This is a genomic window from Aeribacillus sp. FSL M8-0254 (genome assembly GCF_038008845.1).
Lineage (GTDB): Bacteria > Bacillota > Bacilli > Bacillales > Aeribacillaceae > Aeribacillus > Aeribacillus composti.
In genome coordinates this window covers 3,355,162-3,377,252 of sequence record NZ_JBBOZY010000001.1, presented here as the reverse complement: position 1 = coordinate 3,377,252, position 22,091 = coordinate 3,355,162, and the positions used below count along the sequence as shown (strand labels likewise).

Below are 22,091 nucleotides of genomic sequence, written 5' to 3'. Positions count from 1 at the left end.
GATTTTCAACCTGTAACAAATATTAGTTGTTTATTAAGGTTACCAAGAATCAACATAAAACAAACTAATGCAAAAGTAAGTGTTTAATTTGAACAGTTATAAACTATATTAAAGTTTCTAAGGTAAACACTACTACATCAATTATTGTCTGCGATTACCAGTCAAGCCATGTAGAGTGTGTGGCGAAGATGGTTTTGAGGGAAAATTAAGCAGAGGGAGCCGGAAATCCGTAAAGATTTTCGGAGCTCCATCTGCTTTTATTTCGATTTTAGTCAATGAAGAAAATTCAGGAATTGCCTCATGAAAGGACAGGAACTTTTAAAATTGTATTTTGATTATTTGTTGGCTAATCCATTCAACCAATTTTTGGTTGGAAATGGGTGTGTGAAAAGAGATTCCGTTCAAACTATATAGAATATTTCTTGATTGATCACGATTGCTTTTTTGAATCAAATCGAACAATTCTTCTTTACTTAAATCAGCTTGATGAAAAAGAGAAAGAATTAAGGATTCATAGGACATGAATTGATAAAGTTGAATAAAGTCAAAAGTATGATCGATATTAATTAATTCCATTAACCTTTCATTGTTTAAAAATGTCCTAAAAGGTCCATAAATTCCCTTTTCATCTTCACTGACGATATAAACAGGACCGAAATACAAGCTCAATAATGCAAGGGAAAAAATAGTGATAAAACGTTCGCCGGCATTTTTTCCATTGGCAATAATACAACCAATTAATGTTTCTAAAGCAGCTTCAGAATGAGAATCGATTTCTTTAATGGAATCACGTATTGTTTGATTTGTTCTTACAGCTTCTAAAGATATGTTTTTCAATATATTGAATGCAGCTTCTTTTGTGCCAATCATATCCCTTAATAATTCAAATATGATTTGTAAATCTGCTACGTATATTTCATGCTCTGTAGATAGAATTCGAAATAATTCATAATAGTATTTTTCAAATGCCTTTTCATCTGGTAAGTTTTTGGAGGCTTCTTCAAGAATGATGTCTGGAATGAGAATGACTTTAGATAGTTGAAATCCCTTTTGTATAATAAAAGGATTACACACAGCGTCCTTCCTTAGCTTTGACAGCATCATATTATCCATAATATACAGTGCTTGATTAGCGTATAGAGACTTTTTTAGGCTTTCCGAATGAATTTGGATAAAAGGTTTTATGGGACGGATCTTAGGATTTTCGATAGCCTTCATTTTCACTTTCGCCCGCTGACTCTTTTCGCCAATCTAGCACTAATTGATATAATTTTTTATATTTATTGATGATGGATTGATAATCTTCTTCATTTAGGTTATTTTCCGCTTTTGATATCAAGTTTTTATAATCGTCAATTTTAATTTTATTGCTGGCTGCAAATAATGTACGGTCTATTTCATCAGGCAGGTTATTTTTATAATCATAATCAATAATTTCTTTAGCTTCATCAATGGTAATGAATTGATTTTGAACCAGTTTTATTACGATTGCCTTATAAGGAACTTCAAAAACAGGAATTAAATGAACTGCAATATCGGCTAAACTAAGACTGTTATCCTTTTTTAAAGATGCATATTTCCGATTTAAAATATGATCATTAATTAGAATTTCACCTGCAAAAAGATTAGGTAATCTCTCCTTTTCATCAAAAATACTATCTACCATAACAAAATTTTCTTCTTTTTTCTTAACCCTATCTTTATCAAAATAAAAGTGGTAGAACTCATGCGCCCACATAAAGTTCTCATAAATTTTAGGCTGTGCTGTGTTGATTTGTATATAAAAATCCTTATTGTAATAAAAAACTAAACCGCCATAATCTGAATTTTTAATGGGAAATTCTAATACGCGTGCATTTTCATATAAATAAGTTTTAATGAATTCTAAAGGCTTAGGGGCAATAAGAGGATCACCGGAAGACTTTAACATCTCAATTTTTGATTTCACTTCAGGCAAATAATCTCGGTTAAAATTGACTACTTGTTCTATATTCTCTTTATTGATCACGATGTTCTCCCCCAAACATAACTGGTGAATGAGACAAAGGTTTGAGAACATCAATTAATTCTACAAATTCTCTAAAAACTTTCATACCTTCTTTAAATGCTTCATTCACTTCTCCATTTAAAGAAAGTGCAGCAAAATCCATAAAATTTTGTTCTTCAATTTTTTCATTGACACCTTTAGGCAAATCCATTTCTTTACGATGAAAATAAAACGGATCTTTAATTCTAAACAGCTTTAACATTTTCTCCTCAAATTGATCAACATTTCCTTCACCTTTAAGAAATCTATAAAAAGCACCTTTACTTATTCCTAATCGATCTATAACCCAGCTATGTTTTACACCTTTCGCATCTAAATATTTCCTTATATTTTCTCCAATGATTTTTTTGGTCTCGCTCATCATCACACCTCCAAGTCTTTTGGTATTCATTTTATATACTTCTATATATTATTATACGCAATACGCGTAAAAAAGTACATTATGTTAGATAAAATAGTACGTGTTTTGAATACTTTTATAAGATGAAGATGGAAACCATAAAAAGTCCGTACTTCAGCTAAAGCTTCTCCATTCTGAAATGTATTATGAACGTCAATCGCTAATAGTATGAATCGTCTAACTGGACAACGAAATTAAGGTCAAGCAGATAGACCGCTAAATGATGCTGCACAATAATCATAAGTGATCTGTTCTAGAAACTTTACATGAGTGGAGGGCATGCCGGCTAGTTGTACAGATTATCTGAATTCCCGGCTTAGAGGCATACCCGTAGAGGATCCATGTCAAGTGGATGCAGTAGTTCTAAAACCTATTGATTTCTGCTTTCATTTCGACTGGTCGACGATCCGATGAAGAAATTGTGACGTTAGTCTTTAAAGAACAAGAACACCTCGAGGTTTTGCTCTAACGCGCTTCCCAAGCTGTAGAAGCCCTGCCCCAGATCATTACCGACATAGTGGACTTTATTACCAATAACCTGCCTGAGATTATCGCAATGGGCATCGAGCTTACAGTTCAGCTCGCGGCAGGATTAATTAAAGCGATTCCGCAGCTCGTAGCCTCGCTGTCGCAGATTATCGCGGCCATTGTCAGTAGTTTGGGAAAGGCCGTGGGCGCTGTATTTGAAATCGGTAAGAACATCGTAACCGGTCTGTGGGAAGGCATCAAGTCTCTCGCTTCGTGGCTCGACGAAAAGGTATCCGGCTTCTTCTCCGGCATCGTGGACGGCGCCAAAAGCCTGCTTAGTATCAATTCGCCCTCGAAGGTATTTGCTGGTATCGGCCAAAACATGGGCGAGGGATCGGCGTAAGCTTTACCGAGGCCATGTCCAGAGTGGAGAAGGAAATGCGAAAAGCCATTCCCACCGATTAGAAGACCCCTCGAATGGACTCTATTATTCTCTCGCACTTTGGCACCTAAATTAATGAGTTTGTAGGGGGGCATTCTAAATTCATGAACTATAGGGTCTAGTTTTTTGCAAAGGGCTGAAACAGTGGATTTCGAGAATTTCTTGCCACATATTGTTCTGTAATTTTTTGTACTTTCCGAGTTGAAACACCGTTTACCACTATTTCCATCATTGCAAGCAATAATGCTTGTTTGCTACACTGATAGCGTTCAAAGAGATCGGTACTAAATTTGTCATTTCGATGGCGCGGTACGTGTAAGTGACAAAATATGAAATTTTGTGTAAAAGAATGGTAATATCTGGACATATGGGCTGGTGAATCCTCAAAAATAACATTTGAAAGGGGGTGCTCATATGAAAGCAAAGAGGTTAATCAGTTTATTGCTTGTGATGGTCGTAGTATTTTTCATGACAACAACCGCATTCGCCGCTTCGTCATCGAAAACATTCACCTCATCCTCTGGAACAATCGGTTCAATGAGTCTGTATCTTGACCCGGGTGAGAGTGGTTCCTCGTCTATTGCTACAATTAATGTCTCCGGATTACCGGCAGATGCGGTCATTACAAAGGTCGTTGCTGATTGTAACACGATGTCGTATTCTGGCGCAATCCTGTCAAACAGATTGTATATAACAACTAGTAACATTTCCGGATGGACATCGGCACCATGGGGATCTGGTAACAAAACAGAAATTTCTGCAGGATTGATTGGCACGCTTGCGAATGGCACATATCAACTTTACTATACGGGAACCAACGTCAGCAGTTTGTCTCCCGGTTATAAAACATATAAAAATATAAAGCTGACGGTGTACTACAACTACTAAACAACATCTTAAACCCGGATAGGTAAGTAGTGGTTATCTCCAGATATTTTCCAGCAAAGTATCTGGCGAAATCCTATGCAAAGGAGTGAATGGAAAATAAGTCGTATAAAACCATTAGATGTCAACTTAATCAATATATTGCTTGGAACAAAAATTGACAATAGGCTGCGGATGAATGGCTTTCCGTCCCCTGACTTTACCAGGTTCGATTTCTGCACGAAAACAGCCCCTGCCATGAGTGAAGAAGAATTCAGAGAGGCTATTATTGAACAGGCAAAAAAAGATGCCGCCAAAGGTATCTGTGGCGGTGAATCTGCGGGCTACAGAAATCTTATGAAAAGCTATATTTCCGTTGTGTCTCCAGATAGAAAAGGTATTATCGCAAAAGCATCCCAAAGTTTTGCCGGCAAAGGCCGAATATCCTTTGTGGAGTTCAAAGATGCAGGTAATAATGTCATTGCCCATTATTCACAAAATAATGGTTGGACAATGGTGATGACAAAAGCAGAAATGGCACGAACTAGTGAGTTTAGCGCAATATACGTTGAAGCATGGCGCGAGGCATATTATGGGAAAGGCAATACTATCGATGGTGCTGCCATCTCATCGGGAAGTACATTCAGCGTATCTGTTTAATCTCACCAGTTTCTATTCAATTTTCGAGCTGGGTGTCCGATAAGTCCCTAAAATGAAGCAAGTGGAGAAAAACAATGCGTTTCTCTCCACTTGCTTGTGCGCCCGGCATGGGTGTAATCTATAGGGTGAAAGTCCCGAGCTGCGAAGGCAGAAGTAGCAGTTAGCTTAACGCAAGGGTGTCCGTGGTGACGCGGAATCTGAAGGAAGCGAGCGGCAAACTTTAAGGTCTCTCGGAACACGAACTTCATATGAGGCTAGGTATCACTGGGTGAGTTTGCAAGACAAAACAAAGCCCTTTCTGCCGAAGGTGATACAGAGTAAATGAAGCAGATGGATGGAAGGAAAGATTACACTCTTACCCGGGGAGGTCTGGCGGATATGTGAAGTACGCTTCATAACCTACTTAGTGATAAGTAGCTGAACCGTCAGAAGTCAGCAGAGGTCATAGTATTAGTTGGTCTAGAACAACTAAGAAGGACCGAACAATTAAGAGAGAATAGCCCTTGGCATTCAGTGAGTCATGATGAACACAGAAAACGTAGTACCTCACTTGAGGGAGGAAGCGGTGAATCCCGTGGGAGACCTCTTGGAGGGTGGAGTGACCACTGGCATAAAGAGAACAGCTATTCACGGAAGTTATAAAGACTTGCGTCAATTATCTTAATTGAACCGCCGTATACGGAACCGTACGTACGGTGGTGTGAGAGGACGGGGGTTAATCGCTCCCTCCTACTCGATTTATATTTTTTCGATTTTTATCTGAAAGTAGCTTTTTGGAAATGGATTAGCAGTTTTCTACCGCGGTGGAACCTCACACCACTCACTAAAGTGGCGTGCTTCTCCATGTTTCTATGAGAATTTCCTGCTTCATCACCTCGCAGCCTATCTCTTCAGGCTTCGATCCACTTCTGCATTGATTGCGTAAAATAGCTTCGAGAATTCTCTACTGGCTGTACAATTTTTTTTAGAAAAATACTCTGTCAAACGATGACAAAAACAATTCCTGCTCCTATGAGTCAGGAGTTTCTTTGCTGTATTTTCTCCTTTTTGTGACAAAAAACGGATTTACCGAAACATAGCCCCTATATATAAAAGTTAGTAGTTTTTTTCGACATAGGGTGAAAAACCACGTCAGAAATGACAGACATCACACCACTGCTGGCGAGAAAACAAAGGAACAAATCCAAAAAACAATTTTGTGTTTTGGGAGGCAGATTATTGAAAAAAAAGCACATCGTTTAACTGATATGTCTTTTGCGAATAGGTTTCTATAAAATGCAATAGGCTTTCCCTGTTGCGATCCTCTCTTATTTTTCTTCTCCTCTATGAAAAAAGAGATGGTGATTTTTTCTGGTTTACGGTTTTTGAGTGATAGAACCGATCTTTTTATCTATTATTAACGTTTTCAATAGGAAATTGAAATTGGAATTATCCAATAGTTTAGAAGGAGAAGAAAATGATGAATGAGGAAAAAATGAAAATGATCGAGTTGGCTGTGAAAGATTTGGTTTTGTGATGCACAAATTCAGGACACAAAACGGTCTGCTTTAATTGGATTATGTCAAAAATTATTTGAATAAAGCTCATCGACCGGAATTCGATTCATCCTCAGTATCTAACGGGAGATAGTAACCTTCTGCACAGCACAGCAAGCACGGCAACATTTTTAAGGAAAAACAGCAAAGTGGGAGTATTTTTCACAAGAAAATATGCATCCAGTCCCATCATTAGACAAGAATGCTGGAACGATCATGTTCCTATCCCGAAAATTTAAGTCCATGAAAAAAGCACAAAAAATCCAGGGGGTGTTAACACCAGCAGATTGGTATTTGCTGGAATAAGTCATGTTTATGCACCTGATGGTTACTGTTTCGGTTAACTACGCTGTTTGATTTGACGGCTCTACCATGACCTTAAACCCTAGTGTTTCCAACTTCCGAATCGCTTGTCTGGCGACTTGATGGCGCTTGCGTTCTTCGTAGTAATGTGGACCAAGTTCGATGTAAGTCTGCTTCTTTTTGAGGAGATGGTAGACAATAGTCAGGATGCTATGAGCGACCGCAACCGCTGCACGATTGGCCCCCCGGCGTGCAGCAATACGGTGGTACTGGCTGGATAGATAGGTGTGTTTGGACCTAGCAGCGGCACGGGCGGCTTCCACCAGGGTGCTACGAAGCTTCTGGTTTCCCTTGCGGGTTTTCCCTGACTTTCGTTTTCCGGCACTTTCGTTATTCCCTGGGGCGACTCCTGCCCATGAACACAAGTGAGCTGCCGAAGGAAACTGTGTCATGTCAGGGCCAATCTCAGCCAAAATATGCTCCGCTGTGCGCCGACCAACGCCGGGGATCGTATCTAACCGCTCCAGGTCATCTTCAAAAGGGCGCATCCGCTCCTTGATTTCAGCATCCAGTTCTTCAATCAAGGCATCTAAGTGATCAATATGCTCAAGCTGGGTTTTAAGCATCAGGCGTTGATGAGGGCCGATGAGGCCCTTCAGGGCCTTTTTCAACTCCTCTTTCTTCCGTTTGAGACGGTGCTGAGCCAGTTCGGATAGCACATCGGGGTCAGTTTCACCATTAATTAAAGCCTCGATCATGGCTCGACCCGATTTGCCCAGCACATTGGTCGCCACCGAGGAGAGTTTGATGTTAGCCCCTTCCAGTACCTTCTGGATGCGGTTGATTTCGCGAGCCCGCTCTTCAATCAGGCTGCGACGATAACGGATGAGTTCCCTCAACTCCCGTTGCTGGCGGTCAGGGATGTAACTACCTTGTAGCAATCCATGGCGTAAGAGTCCAGCGATCCACTCGGCATCCTTTACATCTGTTTTGCGACCAGGCACATTTTTGATATGTTTGGCATTGACCACTAAAATCTTGATGTCTTCCATCTCCAACAGGTTATAAATTGGCTTCCAGTAGGAACCTGTACTTTCCATGGCCACGTGAGTGACGCCATGCGCCTTGATCCAGTCTACAAGCATAAGCAAGTCTTCAGTCATGGTAGAAAACGTGCGGATCTCTTGATGATCCGGAGTAATAATACAAGCGACGACGTTCTTCTTATGAACGTCTAATCCACAAACATGAGTATGGATAATGTCCATGTTCGTTCCCCCATGCCTAACATGTAATAAACACAGGCTGGCGGTGCAACGACCATACACGTCATTCTATCCCGCGTGCTTCCCCAGGGAGCAACAGTCTGTGGTGCACCAGGTCGTCGGGGTCTGTCTAATTAACGGGCTCATGGCACCAAGGTAAGACGACCTCGCTGGCCAGCCTAAGATTAAGTATACATGGACGAACTATTTTCATCATCTGCTGGTGCCGCTTTTGCGGCATGGGAGTCTAATTGGAACAATAAAAAGGGAACCATTTTCAAAACACCCGGGATACCGTCAATCCCGTCAAACGGAGAAGGAACAAAAAAAGGATTAAAAGCAAATGATAGTTTTTGATAAACTTAAAAAAACCCATCCCAAGAATGCTGGCGTCATAACAGTATTCTTGGGATTTGTTTGTAAAACATAGAATATTGGGAAAATTTTTGTTTTGGGACAACTGAAACTTTAAAACAGCAGAAATCCGATGGAGATCGGGATAAAACTGAAAATTAGAATCATGACGCAAAATCCCATAATATCTCGGATGTGGAGGCCTGCGATCGCTAAAATGGGTAGCGCCCAAAACGGCTGGATCATATTTGTCCAAGCATCTCCCCAGGCTACCCCCATTGCTGTTTTGGCCGGATCTGCTCCCAATTCCATTGCTGCCTGAATCATAATCGGTCCTTGAACCGCCCATTGCCCGCCCCCGGATGGAACAAAGGTATTGATTAAGCCAGCGCTAAGAAAGGAGAGGTAAGGCAAGGTTTGTTCGGTCGAAACACTGACGAACCATAATGCGATTTGCTCAGACAATCCTGAATGAATCATCATTCCCATAATTCCAGCATAAAAGGGAAACTGGATGATAATCCCACTGGCGTTTTTAACGCCGTTCGCTACCGTATCCAGAAACCTTTTCGGTGTTTGATGAAGCAAAATTCCAAGGAAAAGGAAAATAAAATTGACGATATTAATGTTTAGGTTAAATCCGTTTACAACAAAATGATAAACAATAAATGCAATTCCCATAATGCCGATGATCAGGGATATTGTCCGACTGTTTTCCAATTTTTCTGCTGGTGTCATAGGTGTCACATGTTCTACTGCTGCTGCTTCTTCATTTGGAATCACCCATTTCGTTCGATCTTCGAGCTGGCTCTCTGCATTTTTTAACAAATAACGGTTAAACAGTGGCAAGGCGATCAAAAGGGTAATAACAATAAATAAATTTGTCGGGCTAAAAAGGGTTTTCGTCACTGGGATCACGCCCATGGATTCCTCCAAAAAGTGGCCCGGAGTTGCAATGGTAAGCGGGATCGAACCGGAAAATCCCCCGTGCCAAATGAGGAATCCGCTGTATGCACTGGCAATTAAAATACGGTAGTCGACGGATGGAACATGTTTGGCAACATGTATGGCAAACAGAGCACCGATCACCAGCCCGAAACCGTAATTAATCAGGCAGGCGATTAATGAAACAATGGTTACAAGCATGACGGCATGGACAGGGGTGCGTGCAAAGGTGCTTACTTTCGCCAAAAACCTTTTAATGACGGGAGTGTTTGCTAATATATAGCCGGTTACAACCACAAGGGTCATCTGCATGGTAAATTCCAGTAAATCCCAAAAACCTAAACCCCAATGGGTGACCATGTCCACTGGACTGTTGTCTGTAAAGAAAACACCTAATAAATATACTAAAAACGTTAAAATAATGGCGAACAGCAAGGCATCAGGCAAATAACGCTGCACCACCCGGTTGAAAAAGGATGTAAGTGTCTTCAATGGTTTCTCCTCCCTTTAGCAAATAATAAATTCTGTTTGTTTTTTCCGCCGGTTCCGTTAACAAATAAGAACAAGTAAATGAGTGCATGATGGAACCGCTTTCAAATTCTTTTTTTTGCATCCGCTTACATAAAAGTTTACACAGGGACAAACGTTAAAGTAAAATAAATAAAATGAATCTTATTTATTACATTTGGGAATAAAAAGGGGGATTCGATGGAACTTCGGGACATTCAATCCTTTATTGAGGTGGCCAATCATCAGAGTTTTACAAAGGCTGCGGAGCACTCCTATTTATCCCAGCCGTCATTAAGTAAAGCCGTGAAAAAGCTGGAAGAGGAACTTCATATGGAACTATTGGAACGGTCCACGAGGCATATTCAATTGACGGATGCAGGAAAAGTTGTTTATCAACAGGGAAAAAAGTTAATGAGTATTTTGGAAGAAACTAAAATGCTGCTGGATGAACTGGCAAACGTCGCCATTGGAGAAATTAAAATCGGCATTCCTCCCCTTATTGGAACGTTGTTTTTCCCTTCCATTGCCGGAAACTTCCATCAACAATACCCGAATGTCAAATTGGAGTTGGTGGAGGTTGGCGCAAGGGTGGTAGAGCAGCTGGTGGAAGAGGGGGAAATTGATGTCGGCATTGTGGTTCTGCCGGTGGATGAATCCATTTTTCACATTTCTTCTTTTTTTACGGATGAATTCGTCCTTTTTATCCACAAGGATCATTCTCTGGCCCGCAAACAAAGGGTGTCCGTCAAAGAATTGGAGAAGGAAAGCTTTATATTATTTGCAAAAAACTTTACGTTGCATGAATTTATTATTAACACCTGCAAAAATTCTGGTTTTACCCCGAATATCGCCTATGAAAGTTCCCAATGGGATTTAATTTTGGAGCTTGTTTCATCAAAAATGGGGATCACATTGCTGCCGAAAGTGATAGGCGGAAAACAAAATAATCCGGATATTGTTATTATTCCCTTGAAAGAAAAGGTTCTTTGGCATCTTGGTATTATCACGAAAAAGGGTCGGTACCGCTCCTTTGCTTTGAAAAAATTGCTGGAGATGCTTACGGAACAAGAGAAGTGATATCTATACATTCCATTTCAAGTAACATTGTATTTCAATGAATAAATAAACCGTTTCCTAATGATGGAAAGTACCTTGGGACGGAAATTCTTGACTACAGTCTTTCATTTTTTGTACAAAAGATATAATAAACATATAAATTGGTGGTGAATGAAAAAGTTATCCGTACGACGAACATTGATAACCGTCTTTAAACGATTCTCTGTCAGGGGGACCAGCCGATTCAGCGGAACTAACTGTATCCACTCTGAGCCGCCAACTCAAGAGCGGATTACTTTTTTTAAAAAAGACAGTATTGGTCCAATCCACCCCCAGAGGAAATAGCGAGCATGAGAGATTCAAATAATGTCAAGTCATTCCCTTTCCTTCAGGGAGTCACCCTTGAGTTTTTCGTTTCTAGCAACTGCGTAAGAGGCATTCACACCATAATTAGGCCCCACACATAGATATACTAAAGGAGTTTATTTAAAAATGAAAACAGGGTAACCTCATTCAATAATTTTATGGTACCCCGTTTAAGGATAGAAATCTTATTTTACCTTACATTTTTATGCTGAAATTATTTTCAGCTGTTTCAATATGATGATCGTATAACGAACGTTTTCTCGTATCCGGAACTAACAGACTTAAAATAAGGGATAATATAATGCCTCCCATCATAAATCCGCCAAAGACCCATGGGGAAGGACCGAAGGATTCGGCCATTGTTGTCCAAATCATTGGACCGAAACCAACAATGGCGGCTGCCACTTGATACCCGAAGGATAAACCTGTGTAGCGAACCTTTGCCGGAAATAATTCGGAGAATAAGGTGCCCTGTGTTGCGAAAATCGATGCCCAGATGATTCCCAGCATCACGCCTTGCATGATGTATAACCAGGAAGCGCCCTCGTCAACCAATGAAAAATAAGGGATAGATAAGATAAACAATAAAATTAATCCGACAATATAAATGAGTTTTCGGCCAATATAATCAGACAAGTATCCTACAACCGGAATGGTGATAATCATAGTCGCGCAGCCAATGGTAAGGGCTGTTAGTGCCACTTGGTTGGAATACCCCAAGTACACCGTAGAATAAGAAAGAATAAATGACATTAAGAATACATTGAAAAATCCATCCCCAATTTTTAAACCGATAGCATGCAAAACACTTTTCCAATTCGTTTTGAACGTTTCCAAAAATGGTATTTTCGCAATTGCTCCAGCTTCCTTTTGTTGTTTGAAGGCAGGAGTCTCTTCAATTCCGCTTCGGATCCAGAGCGCGAGTCCAATCAGAACAACGCTAAATAAAAACGGAATCCTCCATCCCCATGCCAAAAATTGTGTATCAGAAGTAAAATAACTAATAACCGTTAAGCTTAATGAACCGAGAACTAAACCGATGGGTACACCTAGCTGGGGAATGGAGCCATACAGTCCGCGAAGGCCTTTCGGGGCATATTCGGTTGCCAACAGAACAGCTCCACCCCATTCACCCCCAAGGGAAATACCTTGGATGAGCCTTAAAAGGACGAGTATAATCGGCGCCCAAATACCAATTTGCTCATAAGTAGGAAGAAGACCAATCAAAAATGAACTTCCGCCCATTCCAATAAGTGTAAATATTAAAGCGGCCTTTCTTCCCATCTTATCACCAAAATGACCGAAGATAATGCTGCCGATAGGTCTGGCTGCATAGCCGATGCCAAAGGTTGCAAAAGAAAGCAACAATCCTACAGCCGGATCATGACTTGGAAAGAATAGAAATGAAAACACAAGTCCCGTAGCAGTACCATATAGGTAAAAATCATACCATTCAATGACAGACCCTGATAAGCTGGCAAACAAGATACGGATTTTGTTCATAAAAATACACCCCTCATCTCACATATCTAATAATCAAATTCAAATTCTCTTTTTGAGGGAATTCACGCTTATTTCATTATCGCTTGCACTGGAACGGCGGAATTCCATTAATGACATTCCGAGGTTTAACATGTTGGAAAAGCAGGTTCATAAAGGTAAATTGAATGATTTTAAAGTACATTTTCGGATTTCCTCAACAAATGTTTTTGAATTTTTCCGACAGACGTTCTAGGAAAGTCCTTCACAAACTCGATGGTATTCGGTATTTTAAATTTTGAAAGACGGTTCCGGCAATGTTCAATCAGCTCCTGTTCCGTCGTTTGTCTGCCTTCTTTTAAAATTACAAACGCTTTAATGGCCTCATCCCGCATCTCATCAGGCACGCCGATGACAGCGGCTTCATACACGTCCGGATGTTCCATGATTACATTTTCTACTTCCATTGCCGCTACGTTTTCTCCAGCACGTTTGATCATATCCTTTTTCCGATCAACGAAGTAAAAATAACCGTTTTCTGTCATAATGGCGTTGTCCCCTGTATACAGCCAGCCGTCTTGAATAGTTTCGTTGGTTGCCTTTTCATTTTTGAAATACCCTTTCATAATAGTGCGCCCCGGAATGCCTTTTACAATGATCTGACCGGGTTTGTTGACCGGTACTTCTTTTCCCGCTTCATCCACAAGTTTGACTTCGGCGCTGAGGATGGGCTTTCCGATTCCAGTATTATCCTTTTGCCCGTATAATGGATTCATTAATGGAGGTGCTACAGTTTCTGTCATTCCGTATAGCTGCAACAGCGGTACATTGTATTTTTGTTCAAATTCCTGCAGTTGTTCAGGCGTGACCGATTGTGCAAAGATGATTAAGCGAAGAGGATTTTCTTTGTCTGCCTCATCAAAACGCTGTGCTAAAATCATGCGGATGGGAGCTGCAAACAATGAACCGACCGTTGCATGCAGCCTTTTTGCCTGCTTAAAATATTGGGAAGCACTGAACCGTTCCGTAATGGCAACACTTGCTCCAACGGTTAAGGCAGGCATAAACAGATAGTATTGGCCATTGCCATGAAAAAGAGGAAGTACGATCAAAGCCCTGTCTTCTGGGGTAAAGTTCAGGGTCTTCGAAACAGCCTCGCCAGTATAAAGATAATTGGCATGAGTAATCATGCATCCCTTCGGCTTAGAAGTTGTTCCCGAAGTATACATGATGGAGACAATATCATCGCTTTTGAGGGATATAGGAGGAATGTCTCCCTCTGCTTTTTCAATTAAATGATCCATGCTTATTTCTTTGTATAGATCATTTTTGCAGCGGCTTAACAATATTTTTTTAAGATTTGGCAATTTGCTTTGAATTGATTGAAATTTTTCTAAATACTCCTCTTCTGTAATTAGGAGAACCGATTCCGAGTGGGCTATTGTATATTCCATTTCATTTGCAGTCGAGAGGATGTTTGTTGGTACCATAACCGCACCGACTCTAGCCAATGAAAACCAGCAGACAATGAAGTCAGAACCATTTGGAAGATGGAGAGTAACCCGGTCGCCTTTTTGAATCCCTAAATCCAAAAGTACTTGGCTGAATTTTTTCACTTTTTGCAAAAACGTCTGATAAGTATACATGGTGGTTTTTTTGTTATTATCTTCAAAGACAAGAAATGGTTTATCTCCGTGTAACCTGCATTTTTCATGAAGCAAATCGATAATCGTTCTTTCTCCAATAATATCCATCGATTTCACCCCTATAGTAAACGCTTACATAAAAAATAGACTGTAGTCTTTATAGACTATAGTTTATTTCAATATATTGGATTTGTCAATAATATTTTGTTAATTTAGAATATTTTGTATAATAGGTTTTCCAAGACCGTTAGATATAATAAAAGACAAGTTGAGTTAGGAAAAAAGGGGATTTTTTTATGACATTAAATGCAAAGCAAAAAAAAGCGCTTAAAACCAAAAAAAGAATTTTGGAAACAGCTTTGGAGCTGTTTAGTCAAAAAGGATATAACCAAGTCACTGTGGATGAAATCGTCGAGAAAAGCAAAACGTCGAAGGGAGCCTTTTACGGGCATTTTGCTTCGAAGTCAGAAATTTTTTTGGAAAAGTTTAAGGAAATTGATAACTTTTATGATGAATTTTGCAAAACATTGCCGAATGATTTATCTGCTAAGGAAAAGATTATACGTCTTTCCATCACACAAATGAAGTATTTGAAAAACGATTTAGGGAAAGAGTTAATGCAAACGATTTATATGAATCCCCAAAGTGCCAAGTTTCTGGCGGATACGAATCGAAGATTATATCACATTCTTGAAAATTACTTACAAGAGGGACAGGAAAAAGGGGAGTTCACCAAAGATTTTTCAATACAAGAGCTGGCCATGATCATTTCCAGGTGCATGCGGGGAACTTTATATGATTGGTTTATTTTCGAAAAGGAACTAGATCCGGTCATCGAGATTGAAAAGATGCTTCAAGCGGTTTTTCAAGGAATTGAAAAATGTTGATTCAAAAAATTACTAGAGCTTCAGGATCATAGGAAACTACTTATCCTTGATATGATGAAATTGAGCCATACTGATCATCCTTTTCTTCCTCTCTTATGTTTGAATGTTCTGACACTTACAAGCATAAGAGAGGTTTTGAAAATTGGGAAATCAAGTGGCTCATTTTTTTATGTGGTCGATCCTCTGTAAAGTGACTTAATATTAAATGATCAAATTCAAACATACATCCTATATGTAAAAATTTGTGTTTTTTTGCATAGAGTGAAATCCACGCCAAAAAATGACAGAACATCATCGCTGCTGGCAAGATAAGCAAACAAAGGGATAAATCCTAAAAAACAATTGGAACTGTTTGTTAAAATTATCTATTTTGGGAGGCAGAATAAGTGACTGATTTTATAATTGAGTGACATGTTCATCATCTGTTGTTTGAAGAGGTGATTTATCTGTTTTATTTTGTGTAACTGTTCGTGTTTGCATCAACGTAAAAATTTTCGATATTCCCCTTTAACCAAGATATATCTCATAAAGGGCTCTATTTGACTGCTTATGGATTCTTTTTTGATCTTCTTTATCGGTAGAAACTCTTATTTAAACAGCACATCTCATTCGTTCAGGTGATATCTGGCGATTGGTAAATAATAGGATATGTTTATGGAGTAAAATGATTCATTTTCAAGAAAAAATTAATTTTAGCGGTCTGGTTGTATAAAGTTGATATAGAATCTGTAAATCTATAAATAATCGTGATGGACTTTAATTAGAAATACTAATAATGAACTATACTTAAATAATGATATACTATAATTAAGATATAATTGTTGTAGAAAAGGCGTGTGGCGAAAGCCATGTAGAGCTTTGAATTAGGCAGGTCGCCTGCATCCTTTCTACAAATATTGGGGGATAAGGATGGGGAAAAATGAGTAGCAGACAAACTAACACAGACGTTATTTTAATTGGTGCCGGAATTATGAGTGCGACTTTAGGGACACTGTTGAAAGAATTAGCGCCGGAATGGGAAATTAAAGTGTTTGAAAAGCTCGACAAACCAGGAGAAGAAAGCTCTAATGAATGGAATAATGCAGGAACGGGGCATGCTGCACTATGTGAGCTTAACTACACACCCGAGAAACCGGATGGATCTATTGATATTAGCAAAGCTATAAAAATTAATGAACAGTTCCAAGTTTCCAGACAGTTTTGGTCTTACCTTGTAAAAAACAATCTAATACAAAATCCGCAGGAATTCATCAGACCGCTGCCCCACATGAGTTTAGTCCAAGGGGAAAATAATGTGAGATATTTAAAGAAACGTTTTGAAGCGCTATCAAACAATCCATTATTCCAAGGAATGGAATTTTCTGATGACCCGGAAAAACTGAAAGAATGGATTCCGCTTATAATGGAAGGACGTACATCGAATGAACCGATCGCAGCAACCAAAATCGACTCAGGTACGGATGTTAACTTTGGAGCTTTAACACGCATGTTATTTGACTACTTAAAAGAGAAAGATGTCGAAATATACTACAAGCATAGTGTTAAGGATATTAAACGCACAAGCGACGGTTTGTGGGAATTGAAAGTGAAGGATCTCAATAGCGGTTCAGTTGAAATCCATAAGGCTAAATTCGTATTTATTGGAGCCGGCGGGGGAAGTCTGCACTTACTTCAAAAATCTGGTATTCCAGAAGGTAAACATATTGGTGGTTTTCCTGTAAGCGGATTATTTATGGTATGTAATAATCCAGAAGTTATAGAGCAGCATCATGCAAAAGTTTACAGTAAGGCTAAAATTGGTGCACCTCCTATGTCAGTTCCGCACCTTGATACACGGTATATCGACAACAAAAAAACATTGCTCTTTGGACCGTTTGCAGGCTTCTCGCCTAAGTTCTTAAAAACTGGTTCAAATTTGGATTTGTTTGCTTCCGTAAAACCGCACAATTTCGTAACTTTGTTGGCATCAGCCTTTAAAAACTTTTCTTTGGAAAAATACTTGATCGAGCAGCTTCTGTTAACGAAAGAAAAGCGCATGAATGAGTTGCGTGAATTTATCCCGACGGCTAAATCAGAGGATTGGGATATAGTCGTCGCAGGCCAACGTGTGCAAATTATCAAAGATACTGAAGCTGGCGGTAAAGGAACGATTCAATTTGGTACAGAAGTTGTTACGGCTGCAGATGGCTCGATCGCTGCATTGCTCGGTGCTTCTCCTGGAGCTTCTACTGCCGTACACGTAATGCTTGAAGTAATTAAAAAATGCTTTCCTCAACATTTGAATAAATGGGAACCGAAAATTAAAGAAATGATTCCTTCTTATGGTGTGTCACTAGTGGAAAACCCGGATCTTTTCCATGAACTTCATACTTTCACAGCAGAGACGCTCGGTCTAAACGGACAAGAACCGATCTCTGGTGTAAACGAAAAAGAACCGGTTTATAGCTAATTTCTTGGATGAGAAACAAAGGTGTGGAATGAATAAAGTTTAAAACAGCCACTTTTCATCAGTGGATAATTGTTTCTATAATAAAGAAAAGAGACTGATAAGTCAATGATTTTAAAGCAGAGCTAATATAAAAAAATTGCAGAATAATAGAATATAATTGAAAATAATCCGTTTTTAAAAATTTTTTGTCACGACGAAAAAAAAGAGGGATGTCTAATAAGTCGTTTTTTCGACTTATAGACCTCCCCTTTAATGTTTTAGTAACGTTTATATATTGATGTTTATGTGTTTTTTGTTTTAATGACGTTTTGATTTTTGATATGCCTCCCCATTAGGTAGACAGATTAATAAATAAAAATCTGTTTATCTTCATGGGGAGTTTTATTATGATAACCAAAAGAGTTTATCCTTACGGTGTTACACACATGCGGAATTTGAATGGAAAGCCATTTTGACAATAAAGAGCTTGCTCTCCCGCAGCCTTAAAAGCATTGTAAAACTTGTGTTTGTAAAGAGACACCTGTCTTGGATAAGATTTAAACTTATTTATCAAGATTGACAACAATATTGCCACATAAAAAACACATGTTAGGAGCTGATTTCGTTTGACTTCATAAACGTGTGTTTTTTTGTTGTGAACTTTTATATTAAAATAGTTTTTTAAAATAATGAATGAAATTCTTGGCTAATGGAGTATCTGATACGAAAGCCGGACAGGTAGAGAAACAATTAAATAGTGATAGTGTGCCGGCAATTCAATTTTTCATCTGGTGGGGACAGCGGAGCTATATCGTCTTATGTTGTGCTGCGGATCAGGCGCTTTGCTATTGGCCATCATCTTTTTAAATGAATTGATAGAGAAGCGTTTTGAAAAAAGATGAATATTTCTTGCGGGTATTATTGAAAATGATAATTGTTATCAAATATAATAATGTATAATCACAATGAAAGGAGCAATGTGAGTGTTTGTTCAAATAAAAACTATTTTAGTGACAGAAGGACATGCCGATCGAATTGTTGACAGCTTCACTTCACAGGGAATAATCGAACAGCAGCCGGGTTTTATCGATTTAAGCGTGCTTAAGAAAAGGCAGAGAAAAGGGAATGAAGAAGTACTCGTTATGATTCGCTGGGAATCAGAAGAGGCTTGGAAAGCCTGGGAGAAGAGCGAGGCTCACCTTGCTGGTCACCGGGCGAACCGAGGCAAGCCTGCTCCCTACTACATTTTGGAGAGTCGTCAAGATGTCTTCTATGTGCTGGGTCAGAAGGGCTATGTAGAGTCCTCTACTCGATAAAATAAAGCAGCCTCCAGTCCAAAAGTAGGTTTTTCCTGAACATATGCTCTAAAAATTTTTAAATGCCCATTCATTTTTAGATGATGGTCTATTGTGAATGGGTGTTTTTTAATTGCTTAAGAATCTATTCATGCGTGGGGTTTCTGGATCCAATTGAGCGTCAAAAAGGATTAGAAGAACTTATTAGAAGAATAGTAGATACATAAGAAGGGGAGATCATTGTTGGACGCGATCTCCCCTTCTGGATTTTATGGTATGCAAAGTCCGTACACGGTGGCATTAAGACACACATCTAATTTTCAGTTGCTTAGTGTTCTTGAAAATTATTATTCAATAATTGGCATGATGTTCCGAAAAAATGCAAATGGACGTTCGTCCATTTAAAGAATCCTAAAAACACCCTTCACAGCTAAGCATGAAGGGTGTTTCATCAGCGTTTTAAGAATACAATCGTTCGGAGATAACGTCATCGACTGGAACATAGTCATAGCCAAGGTCATGTGCTACTGCTTTAAAGGTTATATTTCCATTCATGACGTTCACGCCTGTTTTAATCGCTTCACTTTCTTTAATTGCTTGAATTACACCTTTGGAAGCAATTTGCACAGCATATGGAATCGTGACATTTGTTAGGGCAATTGTTGCTGTACGTGGAACCGCACCTGGAATGTTGGCGACTGCATAATGCAGCACTCCATATTTTTCGATAATAGGATTGTCATGAGTTGTTGCATAATTAATCGTTTCAAAGTTTCCGCCTTGATCAATAGCAACGTCGATTATGACTGACCCGGGCTGCATAGATTTTACCATTTCTTCCGTTACAAGCTTAGGTGCTTTTGCACCGGGAATCAGCACCGAACCGATAACTAAATCGGAGTCTTTGACAGATTCTGCAATATTATAAGGATTTGACATTAACGTCTGCACAGTTGAACCAAAAATGTCTTCTAATTGACGCAGGCGTGCAGGATTTAAGTCAATAATCGTTACATCTGCACCAAGGCCTTGTGCAATTTTTGCTGCATTCGTTCCGACTACACCGCCGCCAATAATCGTGACTTTCCCGCGTTTGACACCAGGAACACCGCTTAGCAGTATTCCCTTTCCTCCTTTAGATTTTTCCAAATATTGCGCCCCGAGTTGAGCTGCCATGCGGCCGGCAACTTCGCTCATTGGTGTCAATAATGGCAATGTATTATTGACAGTAATTGTTTCATAAGCAATAGCGGTCACTTCATTTTCCACTAAAGCTTTGGCCAATTCCGGTTCATTTGCCAAATGGAGATAGGTAAATAAAATTAACCCTTTTCGGAAATATACATATTCAGCCGGAAGGGGCTCTTTTACTTTCAGAATCATTTCTGCTTTTTCCCAAACCTCTGAAGCTCTTTCAACAATCTCGGCACCAGCCTGTTTATACTCTTCATCGGTAAAACCGCTTCCGATTCCAGCGTTTGCTTCAATAACTACTTTATGTCCTGCATTTATTAATTGCACAACCCCTGCAGGTGTGATAGCTACACGATTTTCATTATTTTTAATTTCTTTCGGTACCCCGATGATCATCCTCACCATCTCCTTAAAATAACATCTGCACCACTATCATATCTCTTTTAGTTGAACCTTACTTTATGAAAAAATCAGAAAACCGCAAAAGTAATTTGTGTAAATATACAAATTACTCGACATTCATGCTTTCAAGTTTTAAATCCAGAAATAATGTTATTTTCTGGTTAGGGTCTTTCAGGTTTACTCCTGTTATTTCTACAACTCTTTTTAAACGGTAATTTAACGTATTCGGATGAACATGTAATAATTGCGCTGCTTGATAAACATTGCAGTCACATTCTAAATAACTTTTAAGCGTAAGCAATAAATCGGTGTGATGCTTGAGGTCATACTCTCTTAATTTTTTGATTGCCTCACTTTGATAGTGGTCACGAACTCGGATTTGATAAAGTTCATCTAAAAACTGATAGATGCCGATCTCCTGAAAACTATACTTTTGCTGTAATTCATCGGGGAATTTTTCCTTAAGCCTTAATACTTTCAATGCTTGTTTATAGCTGCAATGAACATGCTCCGGAGAATGATAAACGGAGCCGAAAGCACCAGATATATTTCGGATTTGTAAACGCATACTTATTTTGTTGATAAAATCTTTAATAAAACCGGAAAGAGCGTTCATCGCCTCTTTTTCTGTTCTGAGCCGGGTAAGCAATATTAGTTGATTTTGATCAAATAATTTGCTGACTACTTGAACTTGGTGCAATGTTTCAGCCAAATAATAGGCATGTTTTTCAATAGCTTGTGTTATATCATTTTCAAAGTTAATGATAGCAACAGCAAGATTTCCATCCAGATTAACCCCAACTCGTTTAGCCTGGTGTTTAATCTTAGACACATCGTTCAGATGACCTGTTAATAGCTTCCATAGAAATTCTTGATGACTCTCTTCTTCTTTTCGTTTTCTTATTCGCTGAAGGAGGAGCTGGTTTTTCACAAGCTTTGCGGCTTCCTTTAGCAAATGCAATTGATCATCGTCCATTGTTTTATCATTGATTTGTGCCCATATAAAACCTAAAACCTCATTATGTTTTCGAATCGAAACAGCGACACGGTTGCCTAGTCCAACTTCTTTGATTGCAGGGACAATAACAGGTTCATCGCTTTCGAACAGTTTTGCCATAATCCCATTTTTCCAAAGACTGTTAATGATTTTATCTGGCACTTTTCTACTCATAATCGTGGCCATTCTTGCTTCATCTACATTTTCCTTATGTCTGCTGTAGGAAATGATCTGATGATTTGAATCCTCTATCGTAATTGGACATTCAAGCATTTCACCAATACGGTCTGCCAAAAGGTCTAGGGAATCGTCTTGCCGCAACTGCGAAAGTAATTGTGGATAGCCTAATGAATTCCTCATTAATTCTTGCCCCCTTTTGCATTTTTACAGTCTTAAACTAGTAATGAAGGGTCAATTGAAATGAACAAGAATCACCCGTTTAGTCGATCATTATTAAAAAAATTTCTGAACAATTATTAGAAGAGCCTAAACAAGATTCGTACCAAATATCCTTGCCAAGAAGCTCATACCGCCGAAGGTAACATAAA

General features: G+C 39.1%; 16 protein-coding genes and 1 pseudogene. 7 read left to right on the top strand and 10 right to left on the bottom strand.

Annotation, left to right across the window (positions count from 1 at the left end; genetic code table 11):
* Positions 1–318: 318 nt before the first annotated feature.
* The 3 genes from NSQ44_RS16330 to NSQ44_RS16320 all read right to left on the bottom strand — a co-directional run bounded on the left by NSQ44_RS16330 (position 319) and on the right by NSQ44_RS16320 (position 2,408).
* Positions 319–1,074, bottom strand: a complete 756-nt coding sequence (locus NSQ44_RS16330) for a hypothetical protein (protein ID WP_340857678.1) — start codon at positions 1,072–1,074, stop codon at positions 319–321.
* 121 nt (positions 1,075–1,195) lie between these two features.
* Positions 1,196–2,008: an ImmA/IrrE family metallo-endopeptidase gene (locus NSQ44_RS16325; RefSeq protein ID WP_340857676.1), complete on the bottom strand. Its 813-nt coding sequence runs from the start codon at positions 2,006–2,008 to the stop codon at positions 1,196–1,198.
* Positions 1,998–2,408: a hypothetical protein gene (locus tag NSQ44_RS16320; protein WP_340857674.1), complete on the bottom strand. Its 411-nt coding sequence runs from the start codon at positions 2,406–2,408 to the stop codon at positions 1,998–2,000. The genes NSQ44_RS16325 and NSQ44_RS16320 overlap by 11 nt, the downstream gene beginning before the upstream one ends.
* Positions 2,409–3,003: 595 nt before the next feature.
* Between NSQ44_RS16320 and NSQ44_RS16315 the strand changes: the two genes are divergently transcribed.
* On the top strand, positions 3,004–3,318 hold the full coding sequence (locus tag NSQ44_RS16315; RefSeq protein WP_339211674.1) for a hypothetical protein: 315 nt from the start codon (positions 3,004–3,006) through the stop codon (positions 3,316–3,318).
* A 53-nt stretch (positions 3,319–3,371) separates the two neighbouring features.
* Here the strand turns inward: NSQ44_RS16315 and NSQ44_RS16310 are convergent.
* Positions 3,372–3,676, bottom strand: a pseudogene (locus NSQ44_RS16310) (transposase); the annotation flags it as partial.
* Positions 3,677–3,771: 95 nt separating this feature from the next.
* Between NSQ44_RS16310 and NSQ44_RS16305 the strand changes: the two are divergent.
* Positions 3,772–4,245: a hypothetical protein gene (locus tag NSQ44_RS16305; RefSeq protein ID WP_094244402.1), complete on the top strand. Its 474-nt coding sequence runs from the start codon at positions 3,772–3,774 to the stop codon at positions 4,243–4,245.
* A gap of 234 nt (positions 4,246–4,479) precedes the next feature.
* Positions 4,480–4,881, top strand: coding sequence for a hypothetical protein (locus NSQ44_RS16300; RefSeq protein WP_144598294.1), 402 nt, complete (start codon positions 4,480–4,482; stop codon positions 4,879–4,881).
* 1,879 nt (positions 4,882–6,760) lie between these two features.
* Here the strand turns inward: NSQ44_RS16300 and NSQ44_RS16295 are convergent.
* Positions 6,761–7,987 (bottom strand): IS110 family transposase, encoded by a 1,227-nt coding sequence (locus tag NSQ44_RS16295; protein WP_340856590.1) that lies wholly within the window; start codon positions 7,985–7,987, stop codon positions 6,761–6,763.
* A 465-nt stretch (positions 7,988–8,452) separates the two neighbouring features.
* Positions 8,453–9,775 (bottom strand): short-chain fatty acid transporter, encoded by a 1,323-nt coding sequence (locus NSQ44_RS16290; protein WP_340857673.1) that lies wholly within the window; start codon positions 9,773–9,775, stop codon positions 8,453–8,455.
* A 216-nt stretch (positions 9,776–9,991) separates the two neighbouring features.
* Between NSQ44_RS16290 and NSQ44_RS16285 the strand changes: the two genes are divergently transcribed.
* The gene (locus tag NSQ44_RS16285; protein ID WP_340857672.1) at positions 9,992–10,870 is read left to right on the top strand and encodes a LysR family transcriptional regulator; all 879 of its coding nucleotides are present in this window, start codon (positions 9,992–9,994) and stop codon (positions 10,868–10,870) included.
* Positions 10,871–11,410: 540 nt separating this feature from the next.
* On the opposite strand, the gene NSQ44_RS16280 is transcribed toward NSQ44_RS16285, so the two are convergent.
* The gene (locus NSQ44_RS16280) at positions 11,411–12,718 is read right to left on the bottom strand and encodes an MFS transporter (protein ID WP_144598291.1); all 1,308 of its coding nucleotides are present in this window, start codon (positions 12,716–12,718) and stop codon (positions 11,411–11,413) included.
* Positions 12,719–12,888: 170 nt separating this feature from the next.
* Positions 12,889–14,448 carry an AMP-binding protein gene (locus tag NSQ44_RS16275; RefSeq protein WP_340857671.1) on the bottom strand — a complete coding sequence of 520 codons (1,560 nt, stop codon included), beginning with the start codon at positions 14,446–14,448 and terminating at the stop codon, positions 12,889–12,891.
* 188 nt (positions 14,449–14,636) lie between these two features.
* Between NSQ44_RS16275 and NSQ44_RS16270 the strand changes: the two genes are divergently transcribed.
* From NSQ44_RS16270 to NSQ44_RS16260, 3 genes are all read left to right on the top strand, one after another.
* Positions 14,637–15,227 carry a TetR/AcrR family transcriptional regulator gene (locus NSQ44_RS16270; RefSeq protein WP_340857670.1) on the top strand — a complete coding sequence of 197 codons (591 nt, stop codon included), beginning with the start codon at positions 14,637–14,639 and terminating at the stop codon, positions 15,225–15,227.
* A gap of 919 nt (positions 15,228–16,146) precedes the next feature.
* A complete protein-coding gene (locus tag NSQ44_RS16265) occupies positions 16,147–17,676 on the top strand; it encodes a malate:quinone oxidoreductase (RefSeq protein ID WP_340857668.1) in 1,530 nt (509 codons plus the stop codon).
* Between the two features lie 962 nt (positions 17,677–18,638).
* Entirely contained in the window at positions 18,639–18,971 is a 333-nt protein-coding gene (locus tag NSQ44_RS16260) for an antibiotic biosynthesis monooxygenase family protein (protein ID WP_340857667.1), read from the top strand.
* A gap of 438 nt (positions 18,972–19,409) precedes the next feature.
* On the opposite strand, the gene ald is transcribed toward NSQ44_RS16260, so the two are convergent.
* A complete protein-coding gene (gene ald / locus NSQ44_RS16255) occupies positions 19,410–20,540 on the bottom strand; it encodes an alanine dehydrogenase (protein ID WP_340857665.1) in 1,131 nt (376 codons plus the stop codon).
* Positions 20,541–20,652: 112 nt separating this feature from the next.
* Positions 20,653–21,903, bottom strand: a complete 1,251-nt coding sequence (locus NSQ44_RS16250; RefSeq protein ID WP_327873952.1) for a PucR family transcriptional regulator — start codon at positions 21,901–21,903, stop codon at positions 20,653–20,655.
* Positions 21,904–22,091 lie beyond the last annotated feature (188 nt).

Coding starts and splice junctions, on each gene's coding strand:
- NSQ44_RS16320 (WP_340857674.1), bottom strand. CDS start 2,408: ATGAGCGAGACCAAAAAAATCATTGGAGAAAATATAAGGAAATATTTA.
- NSQ44_RS16315 (WP_339211674.1), top strand. CDS start 3,004: ATGGGCATCGAGCTTACAGTTCAGCTCGCGGCAGGATTAATTAAAGCG.
- NSQ44_RS16305 (WP_094244402.1), top strand. CDS start 3,772: ATGAAAGCAAAGAGGTTAATCAGTTTATTGCTTGTGATGGTCGTAGTA.
- NSQ44_RS16300 (WP_144598294.1), top strand. CDS start 4,480: ATGAGTGAAGAAGAATTCAGAGAGGCTATTATTGAACAGGCAAAAAAA.
- NSQ44_RS16295 (WP_340856590.1), bottom strand. CDS start 7,987: ATGGACATTATCCATACTCATGTTTGTGGATTAGACGTTCATAAGAAG.
- NSQ44_RS16285 (WP_340857672.1), top strand. CDS start 9,992: ATGGAACTTCGGGACATTCAATCCTTTATTGAGGTGGCCAATCATCAG.
- NSQ44_RS16280 (WP_144598291.1), bottom strand. CDS start 12,718: ATGAACAAAATCCGTATCTTGTTTGCCAGCTTATCAGGGTCTGTCATT.
- NSQ44_RS16275 (WP_340857671.1), bottom strand. CDS start 14,448: ATGGATATTATTGGAGAAAGAACGATTATCGATTTGCTTCATGAAAAA.
- NSQ44_RS16270 (WP_340857670.1), top strand. CDS start 14,637: ATGACATTAAATGCAAAGCAAAAAAAAGCGCTTAAAACCAAAAAAAGA.
- NSQ44_RS16265 (WP_340857668.1), top strand. CDS start 16,147: ATGAGTAGCAGACAAACTAACACAGACGTTATTTTAATTGGTGCCGGA.
- ald (WP_340857665.1), bottom strand. CDS start 20,540: ATGATCATCGGGGTACCGAAAGAAATTAAAAATAATGAAAATCGTGTA.
- NSQ44_RS16250 (WP_327873952.1), bottom strand. CDS start 21,903: ATGAGGAATTCATTAGGCTATCCACAATTACTTTCGCAGTTGCGGCAA.